Origin of the sequence: Nioella sp. MMSF_3534, from assembly GCF_030732985.1 — a bacterium.
Lineage (GTDB): Bacteria > Pseudomonadota > Alphaproteobacteria > Rhodobacterales > Rhodobacteraceae > Nioella.
The window spans coordinates 13753-39696 of record NZ_JASHJX010000032.1 but is presented as its reverse complement, the minus strand read 5'-3'; the positions used below and the strand labels follow the sequence as shown (position 1 = coordinate 39696).

Annotated in this window: 24 protein-coding genes and 1 tRNA gene; 6 read left to right on the top strand and 19 right to left on the bottom strand. The window is 62.8% G+C overall.

The annotated features are described in order from the left end of the window. Positions 1 to 45 precede the first annotated feature (45 nt). Positions 46 to 342 (bottom strand): hypothetical protein, encoded by a 297-nt coding sequence (locus tag RBB16_RS13895; RefSeq protein WP_306046744.1) that lies wholly within the window; start codon positions 340 to 342, stop codon positions 46 to 48. Further along, the gene (gene rlmB, locus RBB16_RS13890; protein WP_306046743.1) at positions 343 to 1128 is read right to left on the bottom strand and encodes a 23S rRNA (guanosine(2251)-2'-O)-methyltransferase RlmB; all 786 of its coding nucleotides are present in this window, start codon (positions 1126 to 1128) and stop codon (positions 343 to 345) included. It abuts the gene before it with no gap. Positions 1129 to 1272: 144 nt separating this feature from the next. Here rlmB and RBB16_RS13885 point away from each other — a divergent pair. Continuing rightward, positions 1273 to 1357 (top strand) — tRNA-Tyr (locus RBB16_RS13885). Positions 1358 to 1548: 191 nt separating this feature from the next. After that, entirely contained in the window at positions 1549 to 2538 is a 990-nt protein-coding gene (locus RBB16_RS13880; RefSeq protein ID WP_306046742.1) for a hypothetical protein, read from the top strand. 3 nt (positions 2539 to 2541) lie between these two features. Here RBB16_RS13880 and RBB16_RS13875 read toward each other — a convergent pair whose 3' ends face one another. The 6 genes from RBB16_RS13875 to RBB16_RS13850 all read right to left on the bottom strand — a co-directional run bounded on the left by RBB16_RS13875 (position 2542) and on the right by RBB16_RS13850 (position 9275). Next, positions 2542 to 2691 (bottom strand): hypothetical protein, encoded by a 150-nt coding sequence (locus RBB16_RS13875; RefSeq protein ID WP_306046741.1) that lies wholly within the window; start codon positions 2689 to 2691, stop codon positions 2542 to 2544. A gap of 45 nt (positions 2692 to 2736) precedes the next feature. After that, positions 2737 to 3825, bottom strand: a complete 1089-nt coding sequence (locus RBB16_RS13870; protein ID WP_306046740.1) for a helix-turn-helix domain-containing protein — start codon at positions 3823 to 3825, stop codon at positions 2737 to 2739. A gap of 107 nt (positions 3826 to 3932) precedes the next feature. After that, entirely contained in the window at positions 3933 to 4679 is a 747-nt protein-coding gene (locus RBB16_RS13865) for a class I SAM-dependent methyltransferase (RefSeq protein WP_306046739.1), read from the bottom strand. An 88-nt stretch (positions 4680 to 4767) separates the two neighbouring features. After that, positions 4768 to 6033, bottom strand: coding sequence for an ATP-dependent Clp protease ATP-binding subunit ClpX (clpX, locus tag RBB16_RS13860; RefSeq protein ID WP_071690216.1), 1266 nt, complete (start codon positions 6031 to 6033; stop codon positions 4768 to 4770). Positions 6034 to 6209: 176 nt separating this feature from the next. Then, a complete protein-coding gene (locus tag RBB16_RS13855; RefSeq protein ID WP_306046738.1) occupies positions 6210 to 6833 on the bottom strand; it encodes an ATP-dependent Clp protease proteolytic subunit in 624 nt (207 codons plus the stop codon). Between the two features lie 126 nt (positions 6834 to 6959). Further along, entirely contained in the window at positions 6960 to 9275 is a 2316-nt protein-coding gene (locus RBB16_RS13850; protein WP_306046737.1) for a toll/interleukin-1 receptor domain-containing protein, read from the bottom strand. A gap of 530 nt (positions 9276 to 9805) precedes the next feature. Between RBB16_RS13850 and RBB16_RS13845 the strand changes: the two genes are divergently transcribed. Both RBB16_RS13845 and RBB16_RS13840 read left to right on the top strand, forming a co-directional pair. Continuing rightward, on the top strand, positions 9806 to 10465 hold the full coding sequence (locus tag RBB16_RS13845; protein WP_306046736.1) for an NUDIX domain-containing protein: 660 nt from the start codon (positions 9806 to 9808) through the stop codon (positions 10463 to 10465). Positions 10466 to 10658: 193 nt separating this feature from the next. Then, positions 10659 to 11102, top strand: coding sequence for an Rrf2 family transcriptional regulator (locus tag RBB16_RS13840; RefSeq protein ID WP_306046735.1), 444 nt, complete (start codon positions 10659 to 10661; stop codon positions 11100 to 11102). On the opposite strand, the gene RBB16_RS13835 is transcribed toward RBB16_RS13840, so the two are convergent. The 11 genes from RBB16_RS13835 to RBB16_RS13785 all read right to left on the bottom strand — a co-directional run bounded on the left by RBB16_RS13835 (position 11103) and on the right by RBB16_RS13785 (position 22688). After that, complete coding sequence (locus tag RBB16_RS13835) at positions 11103 to 12842, bottom strand: sulfate permease (protein WP_306046734.1); 1740 nt, start codon at positions 12840 to 12842, stop codon at positions 11103 to 11105. A gap of 105 nt (positions 12843 to 12947) precedes the next feature. Beyond that, positions 12948 to 14621, bottom strand: a complete 1674-nt coding sequence (locus RBB16_RS13830; protein WP_306046733.1) for a TIGR01244 family sulfur transferase — start codon at positions 14619 to 14621, stop codon at positions 12948 to 12950. Between the two features lie 26 nt (positions 14622 to 14647). Beyond that, positions 14648 to 15532: an MBL fold metallo-hydrolase gene (locus tag RBB16_RS13825; protein WP_306046732.1), complete on the bottom strand. Its 885-nt coding sequence runs from the start codon at positions 15530 to 15532 to the stop codon at positions 14648 to 14650. A 45-nt stretch (positions 15533 to 15577) separates the two neighbouring features. Beyond that, complete coding sequence (locus RBB16_RS13820; protein ID WP_306046731.1) at positions 15578 to 16015, bottom strand: DUF6691 family protein; 438 nt, start codon at positions 16013 to 16015, stop codon at positions 15578 to 15580. Between the two features lie 4 nt (positions 16016 to 16019). Further along, positions 16020 to 16451 (bottom strand): YeeE/YedE family protein, encoded by a 432-nt coding sequence (locus RBB16_RS13815; protein ID WP_306046730.1) that lies wholly within the window; start codon positions 16449 to 16451, stop codon positions 16020 to 16022. A gap of 191 nt (positions 16452 to 16642) precedes the next feature. Further along, positions 16643 to 17506, bottom strand: coding sequence for a Hint domain-containing protein (locus tag RBB16_RS13810; protein ID WP_306046729.1), 864 nt, complete (start codon positions 17504 to 17506; stop codon positions 16643 to 16645). Between the two features lie 111 nt (positions 17507 to 17617). Further along, entirely contained in the window at positions 17618 to 18571 is a 954-nt protein-coding gene (locus tag RBB16_RS13805; RefSeq protein WP_306046728.1) for a Hint domain-containing protein, read from the bottom strand. Between the two features lie 65 nt (positions 18572 to 18636). After that, on the bottom strand, positions 18637 to 19539 hold the full coding sequence (locus tag RBB16_RS13800) for a Hint domain-containing protein (RefSeq protein WP_306046727.1): 903 nt from the start codon (positions 19537 to 19539) through the stop codon (positions 18637 to 18639). A 182-nt stretch (positions 19540 to 19721) separates the two neighbouring features. Further along, positions 19722 to 20597 (bottom strand): LuxR C-terminal-related transcriptional regulator, encoded by an 876-nt coding sequence (locus tag RBB16_RS13795; RefSeq protein WP_306046726.1) that lies wholly within the window; start codon positions 20595 to 20597, stop codon positions 19722 to 19724. A gap of 219 nt (positions 20598 to 20816) precedes the next feature. Further along, positions 20817 to 21761 carry a Hint domain-containing protein gene (locus RBB16_RS13790; protein ID WP_306046725.1) on the bottom strand — a complete coding sequence of 315 codons (945 nt, stop codon included), beginning with the start codon at positions 21759 to 21761 and terminating at the stop codon, positions 20817 to 20819. 261 nt (positions 21762 to 22022) lie between these two features. Beyond that, entirely contained in the window at positions 22023 to 22688 is a 666-nt protein-coding gene (locus RBB16_RS13785) for a Crp/Fnr family transcriptional regulator (protein ID WP_306046724.1), read from the bottom strand. A 141-nt stretch (positions 22689 to 22829) separates the two neighbouring features. Between RBB16_RS13785 and RBB16_RS13780 the strand changes: the two genes are divergently transcribed. Beyond that, on the top strand, positions 22830 to 23564 hold the full coding sequence (locus RBB16_RS13780; RefSeq protein WP_306046723.1) for an ABC transporter ATP-binding protein: 735 nt from the start codon (positions 22830 to 22832) through the stop codon (positions 23562 to 23564). Further along, positions 23558 to 25924, top strand: a complete 2367-nt coding sequence (locus RBB16_RS13775; RefSeq protein WP_306046722.1) for an ABC transporter permease — start codon at positions 23558 to 23560, stop codon at positions 25922 to 25924. Before RBB16_RS13780 ends, RBB16_RS13775 begins: the two co-directional genes overlap by 7 nt. The last annotated feature ends 20 nt before the right edge of the window (positions 25925 to 25944 follow it).

Below are 25944 nucleotides of genomic sequence, written 5' to 3'. Positions count from 1 at the left end.
CTTCGCGCTGCCGGAAAAGCCCCCTGACGCAAGCGTGATCGAATGTCAGTCGAAAATATCCTCGACGAAGTCGAACGCGTCTTCCAGCATCTCGGACCACATCGACTTGCGCCGCTTGGGCTTCTTTTTCTTCTTGCCCCTGTAGGGCCTGTGATGATCGCGATAGGCGGCGGGCGCCGGGGCAGCGCGCTTTGGCGGGCGGGGGCGGTCCTCGCGCAGGGCCTTCATCTCATGCAATGGCGCGCCGCAGTTTCCGCAGGCCAGTTCATGCCCGCCGCGCGCCGTCAGCCGCAGGGCGGTTCTGGTGCCGCAGTAACAGCATGTGGCGATCTTGGTGGTCATTCAGCTCTCCGGGTTGCGTGTCATTGCATATAGGGACACAGCCGCCGCATTCGAGACGTTGAGAGAGCCAAATTCGCCCGCGAAGGGAATCCGAACCAGATGGTCGCACAATTCGCGCGTGCGCGCGCGCAGGCCCGGCCCTTCGGCCCCAAGAGCCAGGGCCACCGGGCGGCCCGCCAGATCGGGGGCCAGATCGTCGATCACTTCCTCGCCTTCGCCCGCCAGACCGACCAGCGTGTAGCCCATTTTCTGCAGCTCCTGCATCGCATCGCCCAGGTTCTTTACCCGCAGATAGGGCTGGCGTTCGAGCGCGCCCGAGGCGGTCTTGGCCAGGGCCCCGGTTTCGGGGGCGGAATGGCGATGCGGGGCGATGACAGCCCGCGCGCCGAACACCTCGGCCGAGCGCAGGATCGCACCCACATTGTGCGGATCGGTGACCCGATCGAGCAGCAAAAGACGCGGCGAGGCCTGCCCCGGTTCGCAAAGATCGGACAACCGGCCCCAGTCCAGCGCCTTCACCTCCAGCGCCGCCCCCTGATGCACCGATCCGGGATCGAGCGGCACCGGAAACTTGCGCGGATCGGCAATCTCAGGCTCCAGCCCCGCACCGGGAATCGCATCGGCCAGACGGTCGGCGGCATTCTTCGTCACCACCAGCCGCAGCTTTTCGCGCGCCGGATTCATCAGCGCATCGCGCACCGCATGCAGCCCGAACAGCCAGACGGTTTCCGCAGCAGAGGCCCGCTTGGCGCGTTCCTTCTCGATCACCCATGTCGGTTTCTTCACGGTCCGGTCTCCTTCATGACTTGCAGGGCAGCTACGCCGCCGGAGGATGCAAAGGCAAGTCCGGTTTTTGGCCGATTTTCATCTTGACGCCCCTGACCGGGCAGATTATCCCCACCCGGCATTCGGTTGAAGAACCGAAAGCAAGGGCGACGTGCTGCAAGGTGCGGCAGCGGACTGTAACTCCGCCGGGGAACACCCATGCCTGGTTCGATTCCAGGGTCGCCCACCATTCCCCCTCCGATCCGCACAAGATTTTTTGCAATCGACGCGCCATGGACAGTGCCGGGCGGATCGTTGCCTGTCGTCCACCTGACAGGATTGCGACGCGATGGAGACGGGAAAAGCCCGATTGCAAGGCTGGTTCAGCCCGGTCTCTGACGCTAGACTGCCCCCAATCGACAAGCGGTGGTGCCGAGCAGTATGCCCAAGAACATGTTCAACGTGGTTGTGGTGGGCCAGAACGGCCGCCTGCAATACGAGGCGGCGCTTTTTGCCGCCAGCTTTCGCGCCGCCAACCCCAGGTTTCCGGGGCGTCTGTACATCGCGGAACCGCAGCCCGGCCCCCGCTGGCAGGGCGATCCGCGTATCGGAGACGCCGGGGTGAAGGAACTGCTGGACCGGCTGAAGGCCGAAATCCTGCCGTTCGAGTGCCGGCATTTCGGCAAGGACTACCCCTATGGCAACAAGATCGAGATGCTCTCGGCCCTGCCCAAGGGCGAGCCTTTCGTCTTCTTCGACACCGATACGCTGATCCTCGACGATCTGACCAAGGTGCCCTTCGACTTCGACCGGCCCTCCGCCAGCCTGAAGGTTGAAGGCACATGGCCACAGATCGAGCTTTACGGCCCCGGCTACACCGCCATTTGGAAATCGCTTTACGACAGGTTCGGGCTGGATTTCGAAAGCGCGCTCGACCTGACGCAACCCGACGAATACTGGCGCCGCTACCTCTATTTCAACGCCGGGTTCTTCTACTACAAATGCCCGCACGACTTCGGTGCGCGCTTCCTCGATTACGCCACCGCGATCCGCGATAACCCGCCAGAAGAGATCATCTGCCAGACCATGGACCCCTGGCTCGATCAGGTCGCCCTGCCCCTGGTGATTCATTCCTTCGGCGGCGGGCGGGATGCGCTGGAACCGGGCTGGCTGGACGGGCGCGCAAGCTGTCACTATCGCTTCCTGCCGCTTCTATACGCGCGCGAAGAGCAACGCGTGGTGGATGTGCTGGAGGAAGTCGCCGCACCCAACTGGGTCAAGAAGGTGCTCAAGGGCTACGAGCCGATGAAGCGCATGATCTATCAGGGCAAGGGCGCCAAGGCCCGCGCGCTCTTTGATCGGGACAACCTGCCCCGGCGCGAGCAGGCCATCCGCAATCAGTTGAAGCGCGAGAAACTCTGGCTGCGCTAGACGTCAGTTCCCCTGATCGTCCTGGGTCACGACGGGCGGGGTGTCAAAGCTGCCCGGCTGTGGCCAATGGGTCGGGAAAAAGGGAATGGTCTGCGCGCTGGCCATGGCAACGGATGCAATGGTGATCAGGGTGGCGAGGGTCAGTCTGGTCATCGGTATGTCTCCTTTGGATGAAACGCGATGACCCCCAGATGGGCGTCAGTGCGGCCTCAATCGCTCTGATTCCGAAAGCGACGGGGATTTTTCGAAACCAGCGAGAGGTTGGCGGGAATCGAGCGCCCGGCGGCGGAACTCTGACGGGCTTTCCCCGGTCTGGTCGCGGAAGGCCTTGTTGAACGGCCCGAGCGAGGCAAAGCCCACATCATAAGCGATCTCCAGAATGGTGCGCCGTGCCTCGCCGGGATCGGCCAGCACCTGCTTGGCAGCGGCAATCCGATAGCTGTTGATGAAGGTCGGAAAGTTGCGAAAGCCGAGCCGCCGGTTGATGACCGCGCGCAACCGGTGTTCCGGCACCCCGATCTCGGCCCCGAGCGCAGCGATGGTCAGCCCCTCGCGTCGCCAGATGCCGTTCTCCAATGCGGCCTTCAAAGCCGACACAACCGACCCGTCCACAGCCTCGGCCCGCCGGTCCACTTGTGCTGCGGGTTTCACCGGTTCGGTGAAGCAGATGCAGGCCTTGGGCTCGGGCTTCAACACCCACAAAGCATAGGCGAAGGCGAGCGCGAGAAAGGCCAGCCCTTGCGCAAGCGTCATCGTATCGGGCACGAAACGATAGCCGAAGATCAGTTCGGTCGACGAAATCGAGACGCCCAGAATGGCGATCGCCGACAGAAAGGCGGGGCGGAATTTCAGCCGATCTTCCACCAGATCCTCCTTCGCGGTGCGGATCGCCATGCCAAGCAGCGCCACGAAGAAGGCCAGCATCACAAGGCCCCGCGCCACTTCCAGCCCCGGCACCCAGATGCCGGCAATGGCAAGCGCCACCGCGATCCCCGCCGCCACCAGCCACGGCAGCCGGTCGCGTGGGTCGTCGAGGAAGAGCGTCACCACCAGCCAGCAAACCGCCAGCGGTACGAAGATTGCGGCCAGCAGCAGCACCGGGATGATCGCCGGGGGAAATTCGGGCGCGGCGAGGCTCGACAGCAGCGTATACCCCGCCATGGTCAGAGCCAGCGCCGAAACGGGTCGACCAACGGGCCGCGTCTGAGGCACGATCATCAACGCGGTGGCACTAAGCAGCGCCAGCGCGATGGCGGCAGCGCGGATGGAAATGTCGAGCAGGATCATGGCAGGCCTCGGGTCGCGGAAACGTGGCCCCTAGATAGGCTGATTGCCCGCACAGTGCCCGTCGATTTCTGAATAAACCTGAGGAATCGAAGAATCGAGCGGACGGATCAGGCCGGTTTTCGGAATATCAGCACATCCTGATAATCCGGACGCGTTGCACCGGTCCAGCTGCCTTCATTGACCTGCACCAATTCCAGTCCCGCCGTGGCAGCCAGGTCCTTCCAGAATTCAAGCGTGAAGGAAACCGCAAGCTCGGGTTCCTCCAGCCGTTCGACGGCAGCGGCACCGATCCGATGAGGAAATGCGAAATGCGCCGCGTCGGGCACCTTGTCGGGTGTCAGGAAAGTGGTGAAATAGGCATAACCCCCCGGCGCGAGGCAGCGCGCGGCCTCGGTGAAATAGCGTCGCGTATCTGCTTCCAGAAGATGCGTGTAGACTGAGATTGCAACCGCCAGATCGAAGCGCGCGGGCTCGTATGGAAAGCTGAACGCCTCCGGCGCGATCCGCCCGCGCGGGTTATAGAAGGGGTTGAACACGTCGACATGATCGAAGCGGTAGTGCCCGGCCTCCGCTGGAATGGTCTTTTGGCACCACCTGATACCGTATTCCACAACGTCAAAGCCGGTATAATCCATGCCCGGCCGGTTACGGGCAAGCGCCGTCGCCAACCGCCCTATTCCACAGCCGATATCGAGCACCCTGAGCCCGGGAGCCAGTTCGATATCCCGCGAGATGTCCCGCACCAGCGCATCTCCCTGGGCGATGAAATCGCCATCGGCGGAATAGTTGAGGACACGCGGCGGGGGTCCATCCCCGTCAAGCCAGTCCGTGCGCTGGACAATTTGCGAAAGCACTGGCGCCATCACACCGTACTTGGCATACCGGGCCACCTTGTCGGCTGCCCGCCGCCAGGCTGGTTTCCCGCGTGAAAAATGCACCTGATCACCCCGCGGTGGCGGGTTCTTCCTTCTTGCGTTCGGTATAGATCAGCAGGGGCTGCGCGTCGGAGGACACCGCCTCTTCGTTCACCACCACCTCCTCGACGCCTTCAGTGCCCGGCAGGTCGAACATGGTATCCAGCAGGATATCTTCCATGATCGAGCGCAGGCCGCGCGCACCGGTCTTGCGGGCAATCGCGCGCTTGGCGATGGCCGACAGGGCGTCATCGGTGAATTTCAGCTTGGCATCTTCCAGTTCAAAGAGCCGCTGATACTGCTTGACCAGCGCATTCTTGGGCTGTGTCAGGATGGTGACAAGCGCGTCCTCGTCCAGGTCTTCCAGCGTCGCGATGACGGGCAGACGACCGACGAATTCCGGGATCAGGCCAAATTTCAGAAGATCCTCCGGTTCGAGATCCTTGAAGTACTCCCCCACGGATTTGTTGCTGTCGTCACGCACATCGGCGCCGAAGCCCATGGCGCTGCCCTTGCCGCGCTGCGCGATGATCCGGTCGAGACCGGCAAAGGCCCCGCCACAAATGAAGAGGATGTTCGTGGTGTCCACCTGCAGGAATTCCTGCTGCGGATGCTTGCGCCCGCCCTGCGGCGGAACGGAGGCCACGGTGCCTTCCATGATCTTCAGAAGCGCCTGCTGCACGCCCTCGCCCGACACGTCGCGGGTGATCGAGGGGTTGTCGGACTTGCGGGTGATCTTGTCGACCTCGTCGATATAGACAATGCCGCGCTGCGCCCGGTCGACGTTGTATTCGCTGGCCTGGAGCAGTTTCAGGATGATGTTTTCCACATCCTCGCCCACGTAGCCCGCTTCGGTCAGCGTGGTGGCATCGGCCATGGTGAAGGGCACATCCAGGATGCGCGCCAGCGTCTGCGCCAGCAGCGTCTTGCCGCAGCCGGTGGGTCCGATCAGCAGAATGTTGGACTTCGCCAGTTCGATGTCGGATTTGCCGGAATTGTTCAGGCGCTTGTAATGGTTGTGAACGGCGACCGACAGCACCCGCTTGGCATGCATCTGGCCGATCACATAGTCATCCAGCACCTCGCAGATTTCACGCGGGGACGGCACCCCTTCCGAGGATTTCAGCCCGGCGGACTTGGTCTCCTCGCGGATGATGTCCATGCACAGTTCGACGCATTCATCGCAGATGAAGACAGTCGGCCCGGCAATCAGCTTGCGCACCTCGTGCTGGCTCTTGCCGCAAAAGCTGCAATAGAGCGTGTTCTTGGTGTCGTTGCCGGATGAATTCGCCATATCGTCCTACCTCAACGGGTTTTCGCGCTGTGCCGAAGGGCGTTCACCCTGAAACTCGGCTCCGTTCGCGCAAGCCTAAAGCAGCCCAAACCGGTCCACAATGTCAAAATGGCCTCGGGTCGCCCCCAAAACCAAAGCGCCCGCGCAAGGCCCCTGCCCTGCGCGGACAGCTATTTTCAAGCCTCGGCCGCACCGCGGTTTTCGACGATCTCGTCGATCAGGCCCCAGTCCTTGGCCTGTTCGGCATCCATGAAATTGTCGCGTTCCAGCGCATCGACCACCGATTCCAGCTTTTGCCCGGTATGTTTGACATAAATCTGGTTAAGGCGATCTTTCAGCTTCTGGGTTTCCTGGGCGTGGATCATGATATCCGTCGCCTGACCCTGGTAGCCGCCCGAGGGCTGGTGCACCATGATCCGGGAATTGGGCAGCGAGAAGCGCATTCCCGGTTCGCCCGCCGTCAGCAAGAGCGAGCCCATGGACGCCGCCTGCCCCACCACAAGGGTCGAGACCTTGGGCTTGATATACTGCATCGTGTCATAGATCGACAGGCCCGAGGTCACGACACCGCCAGGGCTGTTGATATACATGGAAATTTCCTTGGACGGGTTCTCTGCCTCCAGGTGCAGCAGCTGCGCCACGATGAGGCTGGACATGCCGTCATGCACCGGGCCCGACAGGAAGATGATCCGTTCCTTCAGCAGGCGCGAGAAGATGTCATAGGCGCGTTCGCCCCGGCTGGTCTGTTCGACCACCATGGGAACCAGCGTGTTCATGTAAACGTCATATGGGTCTTTCATCGGGCCTGCCTCAGGTAAGGGTACATGCTTTGGGGGAAGGTTATGGCCGCCCCATGGGGACTGCAAGGGGGGGTGGTTCACGAAATATCCCTTCACGGGCTCTTTTCAATCCCGCCCGGTCCCGCGCTAGCGGCTGGCCAGCCACATGGTTGCGCCCCACCGGGGCAGCAGCACCACGTCCTCGCAGGGGTCGCGCGTGGCGATGTCACCGATCAGACCCTCCACGTTCCGCACCCCGTTCTCAAAGGGCAGCAGGCGGCAGGCGGTCTGGAACAGGTCGCCGGTCAGTGGCTGGATCGCCCAGACCCGTTGCTCGCCATTGCTGTCCCACGAGATGATGTGATCGCCCGAAGGGGTGAAATCGGCGGCCACATAGGTCACCAGCCCGTCGCGGGCATGGGCGAAGGTGTAGAGCGGCAGGCCGGTCTGCGCGTCCCAGACATAGACCTGCCCGTCATCGGCGCCGGTCACCAGCAGACGTTCATCGGGGCTGAGCGCCATGGAGGTGACAAACCCGTCATGCGCGAGCCGCTCGTTATAGAAGGGCGGCGCATCCTCGGCCACATGGGTCAGGCGCAGCACGTCGGGCTGGTTGGGCAGGATGTTGACCCGCATCCCCGTCGCCATCAGCTCCATCGCCGCCGCATTGCGCCCGGCGTCGGAGGTGGACATCACCGCCTCGGTCATCGCGTCCGATATCGACGGCACGGAATGGCCCGTGGACACGTCAAAGAGCCGCATCACCCCGGCCTCGTCATGGGTCATGACCGCATTGCCCTGCGGCGAGAAATGCACGTCATGGACCGGGCTGCGATGGCCCAGAAGGGTGATCAGGCTCTTGCCGGTCGGCACGTCATGAATGCGCGCCCGGTTGTCGGAGGCCCCCACGGCCATCCGAAGACCATCGGGCGACAGGCCAAGCCCGAGGATATCCACCCCGTCTAGATACAACGCGCTTGGCGGCAGAATCGCGTCAAACGTCGTCAGGTCCCAGACCCCGGCGATGTTGCCGGTGGCGGCGGCCACGGTGCTGCCATCGGCAGAGACATCCATCGCCACGACCGGCCCCGGCATGCGCAGCCGGTGGATCAGCCCCATGGCCCGCCCGTTCAGCGCCGGGACAAGGTCGATCACCCGCACCTCGTCGCCAACCGTGGCGATCAGACGGGCGCTGCCGGGCACGAAGGCCAGCGCGGTCACGTCATCCCCAAGGCTGAGCGGGTCGCGAAGGGCCCGGCCCGACACGAGGGAATGGAAGTGCAGCTCGTTGGATGCGGTCGCGACCACCAGCGTATCCACACCCGGCGACAGCGCCGCCGACAACACCCGTTCTCCGCCCTGATAGGGGAGACCCGACATTTCCCCCTCACGCGGGTCCCACACCGTCACACGGCTGTCGCGGATCAGCAGGAACCGGCCCCGGTCATACAGGATTCGCGGCGCCATTCCGGCTGCGGGCATCGCAAGCTCGCCTTCGATCACGGCCCCGGTTTCGGGGTCGAACACCGCGCCAGAGCCGTCGGCCGACACCGTCACCACATGGCCCGACCCCGGCAGAAATTCCACGAAATGGGCGGGCGCATCCGGCAGGGTCACCGTCGCGCGCAGGCGCTGGCCCTGGATCGTCTGGCCGAGCGTTTCCAGAACCTCCAGCCAGGCATCGGGCGCGCGGCAAAAGCTGAAATCAACAAGCGGCAGGATATTCTGGATCGCGAGCACCGGGTCGAGCGTCTGCGCTTCCCTCGCCCGCGACCGCAATTCCTCGCATTGCTGGTTGCTCACCCAGAAATACCCCCCGACAAGCGCCGCGCATATGGCGACGGTCGTGGCCACGGCGCTGCCGATCTGGAACCATTTGCGCCGCGACATGCCGGCCTTGAAATAGCGCCAGTGATCGCGGGTCGGCCCCGGCGCATTGCGCGGGTTACGTTCGATCCAGCGGCGCATGGCGCGCAGTTCAGCCCCGCGCGGCGGCGCCCCCACCCCGGCCAGGAAGCGCGCCGCCTGTTCGCCAAAGCGGGTGTGGTCGCGGATCCATTCGATATCGCGGTCCAGCGCCGAATCCAGCCGCTCGATGGCCTGCGACCATTCCCCGTCCTCGCCGTAGAACCGCACATAGTTGATTTCCCGGATTTCCGGCGGCAGGTCCGGCCCCACATCCTCGAAAGCGGCGGGGACCATGCGCTTGTTCAGTTCCAGCGCGAACTGCATTTCCATCCGGCAGGCCGGCGAGGTGATCCAGTTCGGCCCCAGAACCAGCACCACCACGTCCGAGCCTTGCATCATGTCGCGGATGCGCGCGGTGATCAGCTCCGTCTCCAGAATGCCTTCACGGTCGATGAACACCTCATGGCCACGCGAACGCAGTTCCTCCCACAGGAAATCGGCCCGATCCCTGTCCTTGTGAGAATAGGAGATGAAGATTCGCGAACGTTGGGTCATGTGGCACTATCAAGCCCTGCGAGCGGCAAAAAATCCACCCCCGCAGAGTCAGGAAGCGTCTGTGATTCTTCACAAAGAAGCGGCCAGAACCGGCCTTGCGAGCGCTTGCTCCGCAGAAACCCCTGCGAGACGCAGGAAAATATTCCCTTCATCATCAAGTACTTACCTATGGCGGGGCTAAAAACAGCCCGGAAAGTCAAATAAGTGTATTTACAACACGATAAGTTAGTGTCATAACAACAATACGAACTGACACAAACACATCACCACTCAAACCTACCATACGAAAGACCAGATTAAGACCTCCTCCAAAGACCTTTTCCTCCCTCTCTCTTTTTAGTTTCCCTTAGACGATCCGTCCTATCCCTGTCCCCATGAACTGGATCGTCCGGCCGGCCCCTTCTGTCCCAGGGGGCCGGCCAATTTACTTGACGGGACTCTGTCAGTGTGTGAACTTTACACCATACATTCAGCCCCGGGACGGGTTACCATTTTGAAAGGGCCGGGTTCAGACCGGCGAACGGGCAGGCATGAGTTATACCTACGAATATCCGCATCCCGCGGTTACCGCCGACATCTGCATTTTCTCGATCCGCGAAGGCACGTTGAAGGTTTTGCTGATCCAGCGTCTGATCGACCCTTTCAAGGATTGTTGGGCCATCCCCGGTGGCTTTATCAAGATGGACGAAGACCTTGCCGTTGGCGCGGCGCGCGAGTTGGAGGAAGAAACCGGAGTGTCCGGTGTGCCTCTGGAACAGCTCGGCGCCTATGGCGCGCCCGACCGCGACCCGCGCGAACGGGTGATCACCGTGGCCTTCATGGCGCTTGTGCCCTCTGACCAGATGGTTCTGGCCGCCGCCACCGACGCCGCCGATGCCCAGTGGTTTGATATGGACGAGCTGCCATCGCTGGCCTTCGACCACGCCACGATCCTCGCCGATGCCCGCGCCCGGCTGGCCGACAAGGTCACCAACCGCGTTACCGAAACCGCCAAGTCCGCGTTCCAGTTCCTGCCGCAGAAATTCACCCTGGCGCAGGCGCAGGCGGTGTTCGAGACCCTGAAGGGGGAACCGCTGGACAAGCGCAATTTCCGCAAGTGGATTGCCGCGAACTGGGATCTTGTCGACCTGAAGGAAAAGACCTCGGGCGGACGCCACCGTCCGGCGGCGCTCTATTCGGTCGACTTCTGAAAAAATGGCCCCGGTGCGCTGCGCCGGGGCCGTAATTGAGCGCCTGGGCCGGGAGAGGAGCCCTTCGCTGATCCGCGTCAAACACGAATCTCACCTTCATCTTTAGCAACCGCAGGTTTTGCGCACTCTGATCTGGATCAAGGTGCGTTTCGCGGGCTTGCCTATGGTCAGCGCAGCAAAAGGACTATCGCAGATGCGCCTGACCGTAAGAACCAATATCGCCATGCGCGCCTTGATGACCTGCGCGGTGAACCCCGGCAAGATCGTCCGCAAGGCCGAGATCGCCGAAGCCACCGGCGCGTCCGAGGCGCATCTGGGCGTCGTGATCAACCAACTGGCGCAGACCGGGTTCATCGAGACGATCCGGGGCCGCAATGGCGGCATCCGCCTGCGCCTGCCGCCAGAGGAGATCAGCGTCGGGCGCGTCTTTCGCACGTTCGAGGCGAACACGCCCTTTGCCGAATGCTTCTCTGCCCGCGACAACCATTGCCCGATTGCGCCGGTATGCAAACTGCGCAACTCGCTCGATACGGCGCTGGAGGCGTTCTACACCTCGCTCGACGACGTGAGCCTGAACGACCTGACCTGCAACAATGCCGGGCTCGAACGGCTGCTGTCGCTCGAACCCGCCTGCTGATCACTCGGCCGCGTTCGGGGCTGCCTTCCCGACCACCGGGCCCAGTTCCATCATCGCCGCATATTGCGACAGGAAGACCTTGCCGGTCAGTTCCTCAAGGAAATGCGCGCGTTTCAGGCGGTCCATGACCGGACCCTTCACCTCGGACAGGTGCAGCGCGATGCCCATGGAGGCCAGCCGGTGGTTGATCGCCTCGAGAGATTCCAGCGCCGACATGTCGACCTCGTTCACGGCAGAGAACATCAGAACCACGTGCTTGATCCCCTCGGCTCCGACCACCCGGTCGAGGATATAGTCCTCCAGATAGCGGGCATTGGCGAAATAGAGGCTTTCATCCACCCGCAGCGTCACCAAGGCCGGGTTGGTCAGCACCTCGTAGCGCTTGATATTGCGGAAATGTTCGGACCCGTCCTGCATCAGGCCCACCTCGGCGATATGCGGGCGCGAGGTCTTGTAGAGATAGAGCGCGATGGACAGCAGAACGCCCGCCGACACGCCGACCTCCACGCCCATGGCGAGCGTCAGAAGGATCGTTGCGGCAACGGCGGTGAAGTCCGCCTTCGAATAGCCCCAGGTCTTTTTCAGGATCGAGAAATCGACAAGGCTCAGCACCGCCACGATGATCGTGGCCGCCAGCGTCGCCTTGGGCAGGAAGAAAATGAGCGGCGTCAGGGCAAGGGCGGCAATGGCAAGGCCAACTGCGGTATAGGCCCCGGCGGCAGGGGTTTCGGCCCCGGCATCATAGTTCACGACCGAGCGCGAAAAGCCGCCCGTGACCGGGAAACCACCGGTGAAGGCCGCGCCGATATTGGCGGCGCCGAGCCCGATCAGTTCTTGGTCCGGGTCAATCCTCTGGCGCTTCTTGGCCGCCAGGGTCTGGGCCACGGAAATGGATTCCACGAAGCCGATGACCGAGATCAGCAGCGCGGGCACCACCAGCGCGCGGATCAGGTCGAGGTCGAAGGACGGCATTGTCAGGGGCGGCAGGCTCTGCGGCACCTCCCCGACGATGGCGACCCCCTGCCCGTTCAGGTCGAAAAGCCAGACAACCAGCGTCGTGACAACCACAGCCGCCACCGGCCCCGCCTTGGCGGCCACATCGGATAGCGCCGGCGACAGGCCCATTTTGCGCAGCGCGGGTTTCAGCCCCTTGCGCACCCAGAAGAGGAACGCCGTGGCCGTGACGCCAAGGGCCAGCGTGTAGGGGTTCGTCTCCGGCAGGTGGTGCCAGAGCGATTCCACCAGCTCCAGCAGGTTGTGACCGCCCGCCGAGACACCCAGAATGTGCTTGAGCTGGCTTGCCGCGATGATCACACCAGAGGCGGTGATGAACCCGGCAATCACCGGATGCGACAGGAAGTTTGCCAGGAAGCCGAGCTTGAACACCCCCATGGCCAGCAGCATCGCGCCGGAAAGCCCCGCCAGCGTCAGCGCGGCCACCACATAACCCGCCGTCCCGGCCTCTGCGATCTGGCCGATGGAGGCCGCCGTCATCAGCGACACCACGGCAACCGGCCCCACGGCCAGCGCGCGGGAGGTGCCGAAGATCGCATAAAGGATGATCGGCGCGATGGAGGCGTAAAGCCCCATCTCGGGCGGCAGACCAGCGAGCAGCGCATAGGCCAGCGATTGCGGGATCAGCATGATCGTGACGATCACCGCGGCGATCAGGTCATTCGACAGGGCCTGTTTGTTGTAGCTCCGGCCCCAGTCGAGAATGGGCAGATATCGGGCGAGCATTGCGCACCTTTCGGAAATAGTCAGCAGAGCCGCGCAGGCGTCAGCCCGGCGGGTCCGAAAGGCCCCCGCGCCGGTCAGGGCACGAGGGTCAAGAGATCGGGAGGATCAGCTGGCGCTGACCTTCTCGGGTTTCACCATCCATTCGCGGCCACGCAGCATGGCCTTCCAGTAGACGGGTGGCAGCAGTTTTTCCTTCAGGAACCACGACAGGCCAGAGGGTTTGGTGCCATCAATGAGCCATTTCGGGAAGGACGGCAGCAGCGCGCCCCCGTAGCCGAACTCGGCCAGCACGATCTTGCCGCGTTCCACCGTCAGCGGGCAGGAGCCGTAGCCATTATACATCGAGGTGGGCGAACGCCCGTCGATGTCATCGGCCAGGTTCTGCGCCACGATGGGGGCCTGCATGCGCGCCGCCGCTGCTGTCTTGGCATTGGGGGCGTTCATCACGTCACCGAGCGACCAGATGTTTTCATAGGTCTTGTGGCGCAGCGTGGCCTGGTCCACATCGACCCATCCCGCAGCATCGGCCAAGGGCGAGACGCGGATGAAATCGGGCGCGGTCTGCGGCGGGCAGACATGCATCATGTCGAACTCCACCGTCACCTCGGTCGGGTCGGTATCGGGCTTGGCAACCTTGAAGGTTGCCTTCTTCGCCTCACCATCCACCGCCACGAGGTTGTGGAAGAAGTTCAGGTCGGCATTGTATTTCTCGATGTATTTCTCCAGCGCCGGAACGTAGTCCTTGACGCCGAACAGCACCCCGCCCGCATTCATGAACTGGATGTCGATGTCTTTCAGCGTGCCATTGCGGAACCAGTGATCCCCGGACAGATACAGCGCCTTTTGCGGGGCGCCTGCGCATTTGATCGGCATCGGCGGCTGCGTGAACAGCGCCCGGCCTTCCTTCAGGCCCTGCACCAGCTCCCACGTGTAAGGCGCGAGGTCATAGCGATAATTCGAGGTCACCCCGTTCTTGCCGAGCGTGTCCACCAGACCCTCGACCTTGTGCCAGTCGAGCTTGATGCCCGGACAGACGACAAGCCGCTTGTAGCCCACCACCCGACAGCCATCGAGGATGACCGCGTTATCCTTCGGCTCGAACGCCGCGACGGCGGATTTGATCCAGTGGACCCCCTTGGGGATCAGGCTGCCCATGGTCTTGGCGGTGTCGGCAGCGTCGAAGATGCCGCCCCCCACCATGGTCCAGCCGGGCTGGTAGTAGTGGATATCGGCGGGGTCGATAATGGCGATCTCCAGCCCCGGCTTGCGCGCCTTCAGCGACGACGCGGTCGAGATACCGGCAGCCCCGCCCCCCACGATCACAACGTCGAAACTGGCATCGGCCCGATCGGTCGGCGTCTTGCCGCCATTGACGATGCGCCGCACGACGCCCGCCATGTCATAGCCCGCCGCCTTGGTCGAAGCGAGAATGTCGGCCACCGGCAGCGTATCGGCGTGGCTGAGCGACCAGAGGGTCGCGCAGCGCGTGCCGGTGCGGCAATAGGCGAAAACGGGCCTTGGCAGCTCCTCCATCGCCTGGCCAAACGCCTCGGCATCCTCATCGGTCACCCGGCCCGAGACCACCGGCAGGTAGCGGAATTCGAGACCCGCGGCCTTGGCCGCCGCCTCGATCTCGTCATGGTTAGGCTGGTCGGCGCCTTCACCGTCCGGCCGGTTGCAGATCACCGACCGGAAGCCCTGATCCGCAACGCGGCGCATGTCTTCCGCCGAGACCTGCGGGCTGACCGAGATCGAGGCATTGATGGTTTTGATTTCCATGGGTCTGTCCTTCCTGGCCGCACCGATTACAGCGCGTTGACCGGCACCTTGAGCATCGGGTTGCCGTCCTTGTCGGTCGGCACTTCGCCGGCGCGCATGTTCACCTGCAAGGAGGGGATGATCAGCTTGGGCATGTCAAGCTGCGCATCGCGCTCGGTGCGGAACTTGACGAATTCTTCCTTCGTCTTGCCGCCCCCCACATGGATGTTATGCGCCTTTTCCTCGCCCACGGTGGTTTCCCAGGCGATGTCGCGGCCATTGGGGCCGTAGTCGTGGCACATGAACAGGCGCATGTCGTCGGGCAGCGTCAGCACCTTCTGGATCGAGTCATAAAGCGTACCCGCATCACCGCCGGGGAAGTCGGCCCGGGCCGAGCCGCCATCGGGCATGAACAGCGTATCGCCCACGAAGGCCGCATCGCCCATCACATGCACCATGCAGGCCGGGGTGTGACCGGGGGTATACATGGCGAAGGCCTGCATATTGCCGATCATGTAGGTGTCGCCCTCGACGAAAAGCTTGTCGAACTGGCTGCCGTCGCGCTGGAACTCGGTGCCTTCGTTGAAGACCTTGCCGAACGTGTCCTGCACGACCATGATCTTGTCGCCCACGCCGATCTTGCCGCCCAGCTTCTGCTGGATATAGGGCGCGGCGGACAGGTGGTCGGCATGGACATGGGTCTCGATGATCCATTCCAGCTTCAGGTCGTTCTTCTGAACATAGGCGATCAGTTCGTCAGCGTGTTCATAGGTGATGCGTCCGGCGGCATAGTCGATATCCATGACGGAATCGACGATGGCGCAGGCGTTCGAGCTGGGGTCCTTCACGATGTAGCTGATCGTGTTGGTGGCGGGGTCGAAGAACGCCTCGACTTCGGGTTTGACAGACATATCAACGGGATAGGTCGACATTTGGGTATCCTCCAGGTGTTCGGTTTATTCAGGTTTCGGCAGGCATCAGGCCTGCGTGGGCGCCGTCGGACGGCGGAAGTGCATGAGCGCCCGCGCCGCGAAGATCCCCGCGACAAGGGCAATGGTGAAGAGAACGACCTCGGTCCGACCGGTGCCAAGCGCGGGCAGCGCGCCGCCGGGGCAGAACCCGGCAATGCCCCAGCCGATGCCGAAGACGGCAGAGCCGCCAAGCAGCTTGAGGTCGATGACATTGGAGCCGGGCAGCAGGAACTGACGGTCAAAGATCGGCATGGGCCGTTTCAGCACGAAGCGGTAGCCCAGGAAGGTTACCACCACGGCCCCACCCATCACGAAGATCAGGCTCGGGTCCCAGGTTCCCGCGACGTCGAAGAAATTTAGCACCTTGGCAGGGTTCGCCATGCCCGAGATGGAAATGCCCAGGCCGAACACGATCCCGATGAGATAAGCTACGAAAATCCGCATTGGTTCAGGCTCCGATCACGTGGCGAATGACAAAGACGGTGAGGCCGGTGAACAGCATGAACGTGGCCACGGCCGAGATCGACCGGGGCGAAAGACGCGCCATCCCGCAAACCCCGTGACCCGAGGTGCAGCCCGACCCGTAGGTCACGCCGATGCCGACGATGAACCCGCCGATCAGCAGCATGGGGGTCGAGATTGGCACCTCGACGGCAGGCATCTGCCCCATCAGCACAAAGTAGACCAGCGGCCCGGTCACCATCCCGGCCAGGATGGCAGCGCGCCAGTAGAAATCCTCACGCGAGGCGGGGCTGAAGAACCCGGCCAGAATGCCGGTCGCGCCCATGATACGGCCAAGGGTCAGCATCAGCAGCACCGAGGCGGTGCCAATCAGCACGCCGCCGATGGTGCTGGCCAAAGGTGTGAATTCGGTTTCCATGTCGTCCTGTCTCCTTCGAACCTGCGGGGACGAATCGCGCATCCACCCCTTGTTTTGCAAGCCCTTGTGGCTGTTTCCTGTGAACTTCACCTGTGAAGCTTGTCGTCTGTCTATAACGCAGACTGCCCTGCTTCAGTGACGAAGTCACCAAAGCAAGGCAGCCGCTTGAAAAAGAGAAAGGAAGGGTGGGATCAGGCCGCGCTGGCGGGGCTCAGTCTGGCCCGGATCCGGTCCGGCACTTGCCGGGCGCTCATGGCGCGGGGGTATGGCAGTTCCGCCATCTCGGGCACATCGCCATAGAGCGCCTCGAACTCGGCGAAATTGTCGAAACCTCGACGCGAGGCATTGTCGATGAAGGTCTCGGCGGGGGCCCCGTTGGCGAGGATGATCTCGTGCGTGTCCGTCTCGATATGGTAGACGGTGATGCCCTGCGAAAGCTCCGACCGAGGCACACGGGTGATCGTGGTGCCGTTGACCAGCGCCCCCGCGTGGCAGATGACGCCCCCTACCAGCATACCATGGTCGGCGGTGACGGTCAGATCCCTGTGGGGCTGGTCCGGGCCGAGCGCACCCGCCGAAATCCGCACCAGTTGCGAGGCCGGGCCCGGCTTAAACAGCGGAAAGATCGTCTGACGTCCGATCCACTTGACGCGGGCAGAGCCCCCGTCCGCCGTGATCAGGCGATCCCCGATCGTCAGCGCCGCGACCGCGACCTCGCCCGTTTCTGTCCTGATGAGGGTGTCAGCCGCAAAACAGAACGCGTAGGGCTGAAGCGTGAGTGATGGCAGGACAGCGTCGAAGGTCACGGCCGCGGGACCGGGGTTGTAGACGAGATACTGGTTGGCGCCGAAAAGGGTGACGAAGGTCACCGGCATGGTGACACCGCCCATGACGACCGTCCCTTCATAGGTCGAGACGCCCCCCACCATGATATCGCTGACGGCGAAGGTGTCGTCATTGTCGAGATCCTGAAGTGTGCCGCCCGTACCGTTGACGTTCAGCAGGTTGCCGGAAGAGTCATAGGCGGCGGATGAGATGTAGGTGAAGTCCGTCATGTCAGGTTGCTCCTCTAGCAAGCATGGTTGGCATCAGATCCCGGAGGTCGCCCGGCCCCTGACGGTGCAACCGCACATGCGCGGCGTTCCGCCTGTTGGCCGGACAGCGCGTCACCCGGCAAGACGGTGACCAAGACGGGCCACGATCCGCCGCGGCACCTGCCGGGCGCTCATGGCGCGGGGGTAAGGCAGTTCTTCCATCTCGGGCACGTCGCCATAAAGCGACTCGAACTCGGCGAAATTGTCGAAGGCACGGCGGGAGACATTGTCGATAAACGTTTCCGCAGGGGAGCCGTTTGCGAGGATGATCTCATGCGCTTCGGTCTCGATGTGGTAGACGGTGTAGGTCTCGCCCATCTCCGCCAAAGGCACGCGGGTAATGGACGTGCCATTCACCAACGCCCCGGCGTGGCAGATCACCCCGTCCACCAGCATCCCGTGATCGGCGGTGACCGTCAGATCGTTGTGGGGCAAACCATCGCCCAAAGACCCCGCCGCAAAGCGCACCGGCATCAGGCGCTCAGCCGGGCCGAAGCGGGTGGAGACGGTCTGACGTCCGATCCATTTGACGGCGACGCTGCGGCCCTCTGCGGTCAGCACCCTGTCGCCGATCGCCAGACTCTCTACCACGACCTCCCCGTTCGGGGTCGCGATGGCCGTCCCTTCCGCGAAGCACAGGTAGAGGTTCGGACTGTTTTCGGGGCTCTGATAGACATTCGACGTCCCGCTTGCCCCCACGGCATTGTTGAAGGCCGAAACGTCATCAACGGCAATATAGAAGAACGAGTTGCTGGCATTGGTGAAAATGGGGAACTCCAGGCCGTTCGCACTGACCGTATAACCGGAGAAAGTGAAGCCTGTGGCGGACGGGTCCACACCGGCGACCAGTTGCCCATCCCCATCCGTATCCGTCACCGGCAAGGTGCCGCCCTGAGGGGAGGAATTGCTCCAGGTCAGCTGGGTTCCGGGATCGCCCAGATTGTTGACGATGTTCGGGCCGGTAACCGTGACATCGCTGGCCAAAATGGCCAGCCAGCCACCGGATTGGTAGGTAATATCGGGCACGGGGGGTTACTCCTGTATTCGGGAAAAGCGCTGGCCTGCGCAGGCGCGGCGGTGATCAGCGGATGTCAGCCAAGATGGCGCGCAGGCAACCCGAGGGCGCTTTGGATCTCGACCGGCACCTGCCTTGCACTCATCGCGCGGGCATAGGGCAGTTCCTCCATCTCGGGCACGTCGCCATAGAGCGCGTCGAACTCGGCGAAATTGTCGAAGGCGCGGCGGCTGACATTGTCGATGAAGGTCTCAGTGGGCGCGCCATTGGAGAGGATGATCTCATGCGCCTCGGTTTCGATGTGGTAGACGGTGTAGGTCTCACCCATCTCGGCCAGAGGCACCTGCGTGATCGTGGTCCCGTTGACCAAAGCGCCGGCGTGGCAGATGGCGCTTCCTACCAGCATTCCATGATCGGCCGTCACCGTCAGATCAGAATGCGGCAGCCCGTCGCCCAAGGACCCGGCGGAAAAGCGCACCGGCATCAGCCGTTCGGCGGGGCCGAAACGGGTGGACACCGTCTGACGTCCGATCCATTTGACGGCAACCTCGCGCCCGTCGGCACAGCGCACATGGTCGCCGATGCCCAGGCTTTCCACCGCCCGCTCCCCCAGAGGGGTCGAGATCAATGTGCCTTCCGCGAAACAGACGGTGAAAGGGCTCGTCGTCAGTAATAAGCTTGCGGTGTTCGGGTAGGTGCTGCTGACCGTGGCCCCGATGACATAGGTGAAATTCGCCGTGCTGAACACCGGGTAGGTCTGGCCGGAAAACGGCAGGTTCCCGTCAAAGCTGGCGGGCAGAGTGGTGGCCCCGCTCTGGTAAGTCAGGGACTCGCTGGTGGTGAATGTATTGTCCGGCAGGGGATTCCCGTCAGTGACAGTGAAAGCGGCAATACTGCTGATCGGGCCTTCGCCGACCAAGTTCCCGGTCGCGTCGTAAATCGTGACGATGGTATTGGTCGGTACGTCAAAAGTTGCCATGGAGTGCTCGTTGCCCTTGAAAAACGACCCTCCGCATGCGGGCGGCAGTCGTGATTAATGAAATGGAAGGGCAGGCACTCGATAACCAGAACCGTCAGCGCGGACACCTGCCCCCATGCGCTGGCAATGTGCTACCGCAGGCAGAAAGCAGACCAAACGTGGCTTTTCTTACGTGTCAGATATTATGTGTCATTTCTTGCATATTCCGTGCCCTGCTGATTGTCCCCGGTGCTCAGGAACACGGTCAGCTCGTTCTGGTGGGCACGGGTCATCGGATCGGGCACCAGGCCGATCCGCATCGCCAGAGCAGCGAGGTCGGCACGGTTGCGGCAGCCGGTCTTGCTCTGCAGGGCGCTGATCCTCTGGCGAACCGTTGAAATGGACACGCCAAGCCGGGCCGATATCTCCTTGTCGGTCATGCCTGCGCCGACCGACTCGACGATCTCGCGCTGTTTTTCGGTCAGCTTGTTGCGCTCCATGAACTCGGTCTTGAACAGCTCCATATGCCGGATATGGGCATAGAGCGCACAGGCATGCAGCACCCACCCGTGTTGCGCCATCAGCTCCTCGAACTCCGCCCGCGGCAGATCGGCAGCCAGCATCATATGCGCGGCCTGCCCCGGATCGGTCATCCGCATGGGAATAGCAATGCCGCTGCGCCCGCCATATTTCTCGGCTGTCTGCTTCAGCAAAAAGGCCCGCTCCTCATCCATGTTATGCATGAGGTCGTGATACTCGTATCCGGTCAGCACCGGTTCCAGCCGGTTGATCGAGTGCAGCCGAAAGGTCGATTTGCGCCGCACCCGCGTGTCGGCATTGGCAAAGTCGATCCAGCTGGAATCGATCGTCGTGCGGATGAACTGAACCTTCTGCCAGTTCTGGTAGTCGGTGGCGATCACGTAATCGACAAGCGTGATCCCCTTCTGCTTCGCCAGATCGACGAACAGCCGCCAGACCTCTTCCGAGGTCGTCGTTTCATTCAGGGCCGTCACGAAGGTAAGAATGTCCTGCGGTAAAATCGTGCAGGGCGCGGCATTCAACTCGGAACTCTGGGACAATGGGACCTCACCTGATCTGGGCCTGTTGCGCTATTGAAATGCGTTTGGGGTCAAAAACGGGAGAGTCTCACAGGACGCCCCGCGCTTCAAGACAGTGCGCATGTGGTGGCTGGTCGCTCCCTTGCCGCTGGCAGCCGGGCGGCGTGGTCGCGAGGCATCCCGGCCCCGGACGGTGCAACCACACAGACGAAGTGCTCTGCCTATTGGCCGGACGGCGCGTCACCCGGCAAGGCGACGACCAAGACGGGCCACGATCCGCCCCGGCACCTGCCGTGCACTCATCGCGCGAGGATAGGGCAGTTCGTCCATCTCGGGTACATCGCCGTAGAGCGCCGCGAACTCGGCGTAGTTGTCAAAAGCGCGGCGTGAGACATTGTCGATGAAGGTCTCGGCAGGGGCGCCATTGGCGAGGATGATTTCGTGGGCGTCGGTCTCGATGTGGTAGACGGTGTAGCTCTCGCCCATCTCGGCCAGCGGCACGCGAGTGATCGTGGTCCCATTCACCAGCGCACCCGCATGACAGATCACGCCCGAAACCAGCATCCCGTGATCGGCGGTGACCGTCAGGTCGGTGTGTGGTAGGCCATCGCCCAGAGAGCCAGCAGCAATCCGCACCGGCATCAGACGTTCAGCCGGACCGAAACGGGTGAAGATGGTCTGGCGTCCGATCCATTTGACCTCGACCTCTCGCCCGCCGAGCACACAAACCGTGTCGCCGATGCGCAAGGCTTCGACAACGCTCTCACCTGTTGGCGTCGCGATCCTTGTCCCTTCGGCGAAACAGGTCACGAAATCCGCTGTAGAGAGAGTTGAGAAATCGAACGGATCGGAAAAGATGAAATCGGACAGTAAAGCAGATTGAGGCAAGAATATCTGATAAGCGACGATATTCGGGTCAGGAAACAACCCTTGGGTCGCGACGACCGGAAGCTTGTATGTCCCACCCCAGGCAACGGCCCAGGACAAGGGAACATCCACCGTTCCGACATAGGTCATGGCGGATGGGGTACCGTGATTGAAGACGACATCTCCGACTTCCCAGGTTGTATCGCCTTCCAGATCATCGAGCGTTCCCGTTGCAGTTCTGGTTTCCAGCAACGTATTGGAGCCATCTGTCGTATTATATGCGTAGCCTGCAAATGCACTGGTAGGGTAGTCAGCCACTGCGCGTCTCCAATCGGTCTCTGCCCCGCGAAAATGGCATGATTCCAGCCGCTCAACAACGCTGCTAAAGCTTTGAAGCCGGTCATAAATCCAATTGTTCAAGCCCTCGGCTTGTCGCCACACCGTAGCGGTTTCCAAAACGCAACAGGGATCACCCGCGGTGTTGAACCTGACAGCGTCTTCGGCGCTTGCGTTGAGCGTCTCGTCGTCGTTCCGGTCTGTGATACTGCGACGGGCTGGCCTTAGGGCAGCGCTTTCACCTCACGCCGCTTCCGACTGCGCCAGTTTCGCAATGCTCGCCTCGTCCAGCAGTTCCACGTTTCCGCGCGTCTGCTTGATCCAGTCGCGGCGCTGAAATTCCGACAGCTGGCGCGAGATCACTTCTCGTGCGGTGCCCAGTTCGGCGGCAAGCTGCTGGTGCGTGGCCTTCACGGTGTCGCCCTGTTTCAGGTCAAGCAGCTTTTGGGCCAGCCGGATATCCATGCGCTGAAAGGCGATGTCCTCGATGACGTGGAACAGGTCGGTAATCCGCTTGGAATAGGCGGAAAAGACGAAGGTGCGGAATTCCTTGGACTGGGATATCAGGTCATCAAAGACCGAACGGGGGATCGCGGCGGCCTTGATATCGGTCTCGGCCACGCCTTCGGCGCTGTAATCCTCGTAGGCCAGCAGGCAGGCGGTGGTCATGACGCAGCTTTCGCCCGCCTGAACACGGTAGAGCACGATCTCGCGCCCGTTTTCGGCCAGTTGCTGCACACGCACCGTGCCATCCAGAAGGAACAGCAGGTTTTCCGGCGAATTGCCGGGGCCGAAGATCACCGTGCCCTTGGGCATCCTGATCACGGTAGAGCGTGTCTCAAGGATTTCGCGGATGCGCTCGGGCAGCCGCGACAGCCCCTGAAAGCGGGAAATCCAGTCTTCGCTCATCACATCGGGCCTTCCATTACTGACCGCGCCAATCCTGCGCCCCCGGAACGCGGCGACAAGCCCGGAGGACAGGGTGGCATTGGCGTCCCGGCTTGATCATAGTCAAAGCGGAAGGGACGCCTTCTCAGATAACGGTGCAGCATGGCTATCTCAAGACGCACAATAGAGGCGGGACACGCGGCATTCGAGACGCGGAATCTCACCAAGACCTATGGCGAGGGAGAGGCCGCCGTTCACGCGCTGCGCGGTGTGGACCTGACCATTCCGGCGGGGGAGTTCGTGGTGCTGCTCGGGCCGTCCGGATCGGGCAAGTCGACGCTGCTCAATATTCTCGGCGGGCTGGACAGCGCCAGCGAGGGGCAGGCGTTTTTCGGGCAGGAGGATCTGACGGCGATGAGCGACCGGCAGCTCACGCAATACCGGCGCAACCATGTGGGCTTCGTCTTTCAATTCTACAACCTGATGCCCTCGCTGACCGCCGAGGAAAACGTGGAACTGGTGACCGAGATTGCCCGCGATCCGATGACCCCGTCAGAGGCGCTGTCGCTGGTCGGACTGACCGACCGCATCACCCATTTCCCCGCGCAGCTTTCGGGCGGAGAACAGCAGCGGGTGGCCATCGCCCGCGCCGTTGCCAAGCGGCCCACGGTATTGCTGTGTGACGAACCCACGGGCGCGCTCGATTCCACCACGGGGCGAGAAGTGCTGCGGGTGCTGCGCGATGTGAACGAGGAACTGGGCACCACGGTGCTGATCGTCACCCATGCGGCAGCAACCGGGGCGATGGCTGACCGGATCATCAGTTTCGCCGATGGCGCGATCCGTGACGTGACGCTGAATGACACCAAGCTCGACCCGAAGGACATCCATTGGTAGGCCCGCTGACCCATAAGCTCTGGCGCGACCTGTGGCACATGAAGGGACAGGCCGCCGCGATTGCCGCCGTGATTGCCGTGGGGGTGCTGCTGCTGGTCATGCAAACCGGTTTGGTCACGTCGCTTCAGGAAACCCGCGACGCCTATTACGACCGGTATCGCATGGCACAGGTCTTTGCCCCCGCCGCCCGCGCGCCCAACCATCTGATCGAGCGTCTGGCGGAAATCCCCGGCGTTACCGCCGCTTATGGCCGGGTGACTGGCAGCGCGCTCATTGACGTCGACACCCGCGCCCTGCCCGTTCAGGCACAGGCGATTTCGGTGCCCGACCGGGGCGAACCGCCGGTCAATGGCTACCTGCTGGTCGATGGCCGCCATCTGGATACACGGCAGGAGGATGAGATTCTGCTGCTGGAAAGCTTCGCCCGCGCCCATGATCTGCATCCGGGCGACACCCTGTCGGCCACCATGAACGGCGCGCGGCGGCATTTCCGTATCGTGGGCCTCGCGCAGGGCCCTGAATTTCTCTACGTCGCCGCGCCGGGCGAGATCATTCCCGACGATGCCCGTTTCGGTGTGATCTGGATGAGCCGATCCTCCCTTTCTGCCGCCTACGACATGGCAGGCGCGTTCAACGAGGCGCTTCTGACCCTTGGCCGCAGCGCGCGGGAGGCCGAGGTTCTGGCTGCCGTCGACCGTATCCTCGACCCTTACGGCGGGCTTGGGGCCTACGGGCTGGAGGATCACGGGTCCGACCGCTTCGTGACCGAGGAAATCGCCGGCCTGCGCGCCACGTCGAAATCGGTTCCGCCCATCTTCCTCGGGGTCGCGGCCTTCCTGCTCTATATCGTCATGAGCCGCATCATCCAGTCCGAGCGCGAGGAAATCGGGCTGATGAAGGCCTTCGGCTATACCGACCGCGAGGTGGCCCTGCATTACTTGCGCATGGTGCTGGTCATCGCCGGGGGCGGGGCCGTGATCGGGGCGCTTCTCGGCATCCTCGCAGGCCGCTTGCAGGTGCAGGTCTATCTGGAATTCTACAAGTTCCCCTTTCTGGTCTTCCGCATCGACCCGGCTGCGATCATCTGGGGCGTGGGCCTGTCGATGCTGGTGGCCTCGCTTGGCGGGCTGATGGTGCTGGCGCGCGTCTTCCGCCTGACGCCCGCCGCCGCCATGCGCCCCCCTGCCCCGCCCGATTATTCCCGCACTGGGCGCATCGGCGCGGCCTTCAACCGCTTCCTCGACCAGCCCTCGCGGATGGTGCTGCGCCGGATCACCCGCCAGCCGATCCGCATGGCGGGCAGCACCGTGGGCATCGCTTGCGGCATGGGGCTGTCGGTGGCGATGATCTCGCTCATGGCCAGTTTCGACGGCACCATCGAGCACACGTTTTCGGTGGCCGACCGCTCCGACCTCAATGTCAGCTTCACCCATGCGGTCAGCGAAGACGCCATCTTCGCCCTGCAACGGATGGAAGGCGTGATCGAGGTGGAACCGATCCGCCATGTTCCCGTGATCTTCCGCAACGGTCTGCACAGCTATCAGGGGGCGCTGTCGGGTCTGGTGCCGGATGCCCGGCTCTTCCGCGCGCTCGACAGCGAGGACCGAGAGATCGCCATGCGCGAGGACGGCGTGATCCTTGGCGCGGCCCTGGCCCGGATTCTGAACATCGAACCGGGCGACCGGCTGACCGTCGAAATGCGGCAGGGGCGGCAGGACGTCCTGGACCTGCCCGTAGTCGGCATCGCCGAAACCCGCATGGGCGCGCCCGCCTATATGGAACTTGCCGCCCTGAACCGCGCGATTGGTGAGCCGGGGCGGATCAGCGGCGCGTATCTCAGGATCGACGCCAATCAGGCCGATGATCTCTATGAGCGGCTGAATGACATCCCCACCATCGCCGGGGTCAGCCTGAAATCCGACAGCCGCGACGCGTTTCAGCGGATCATGGATACCGGCGCGGGCGCGGTGCGCTACGTCATGGCCTTCATCGCGGGCGTGATCACCTTCGGCGTGGTCTACAACGCCGCGCGCATCGCCTATGCCGAACGCGCCCGCGATCTTGCCAGCCTGCGGGTGGTGGGCTTCACCCGCGCCGAGGTCAGCTTCGTTCTGCTTGGCGAACTGGTCGTCGTTACCCTGCTGGCGATCCCCATCGGGTCCGGTTTCGGCTTCGGCCTGGCCTGGGCGGTCAGCGAGGCCTTCTCCAACGATATCTACCAGGTTTCCGCCTACCCCGATCCCAGTTCCATCGGCACGGCAGCCGTTGCCGTTCTGGCTTCGGCGGCGTTTTCCGGCTGGATGGTCAAACGCCAGATCGACAAGGCCGATCTTGTCCTGGCCCTGAAAACGAGGGAGTAATTCCAAATGGCCCGCAGACG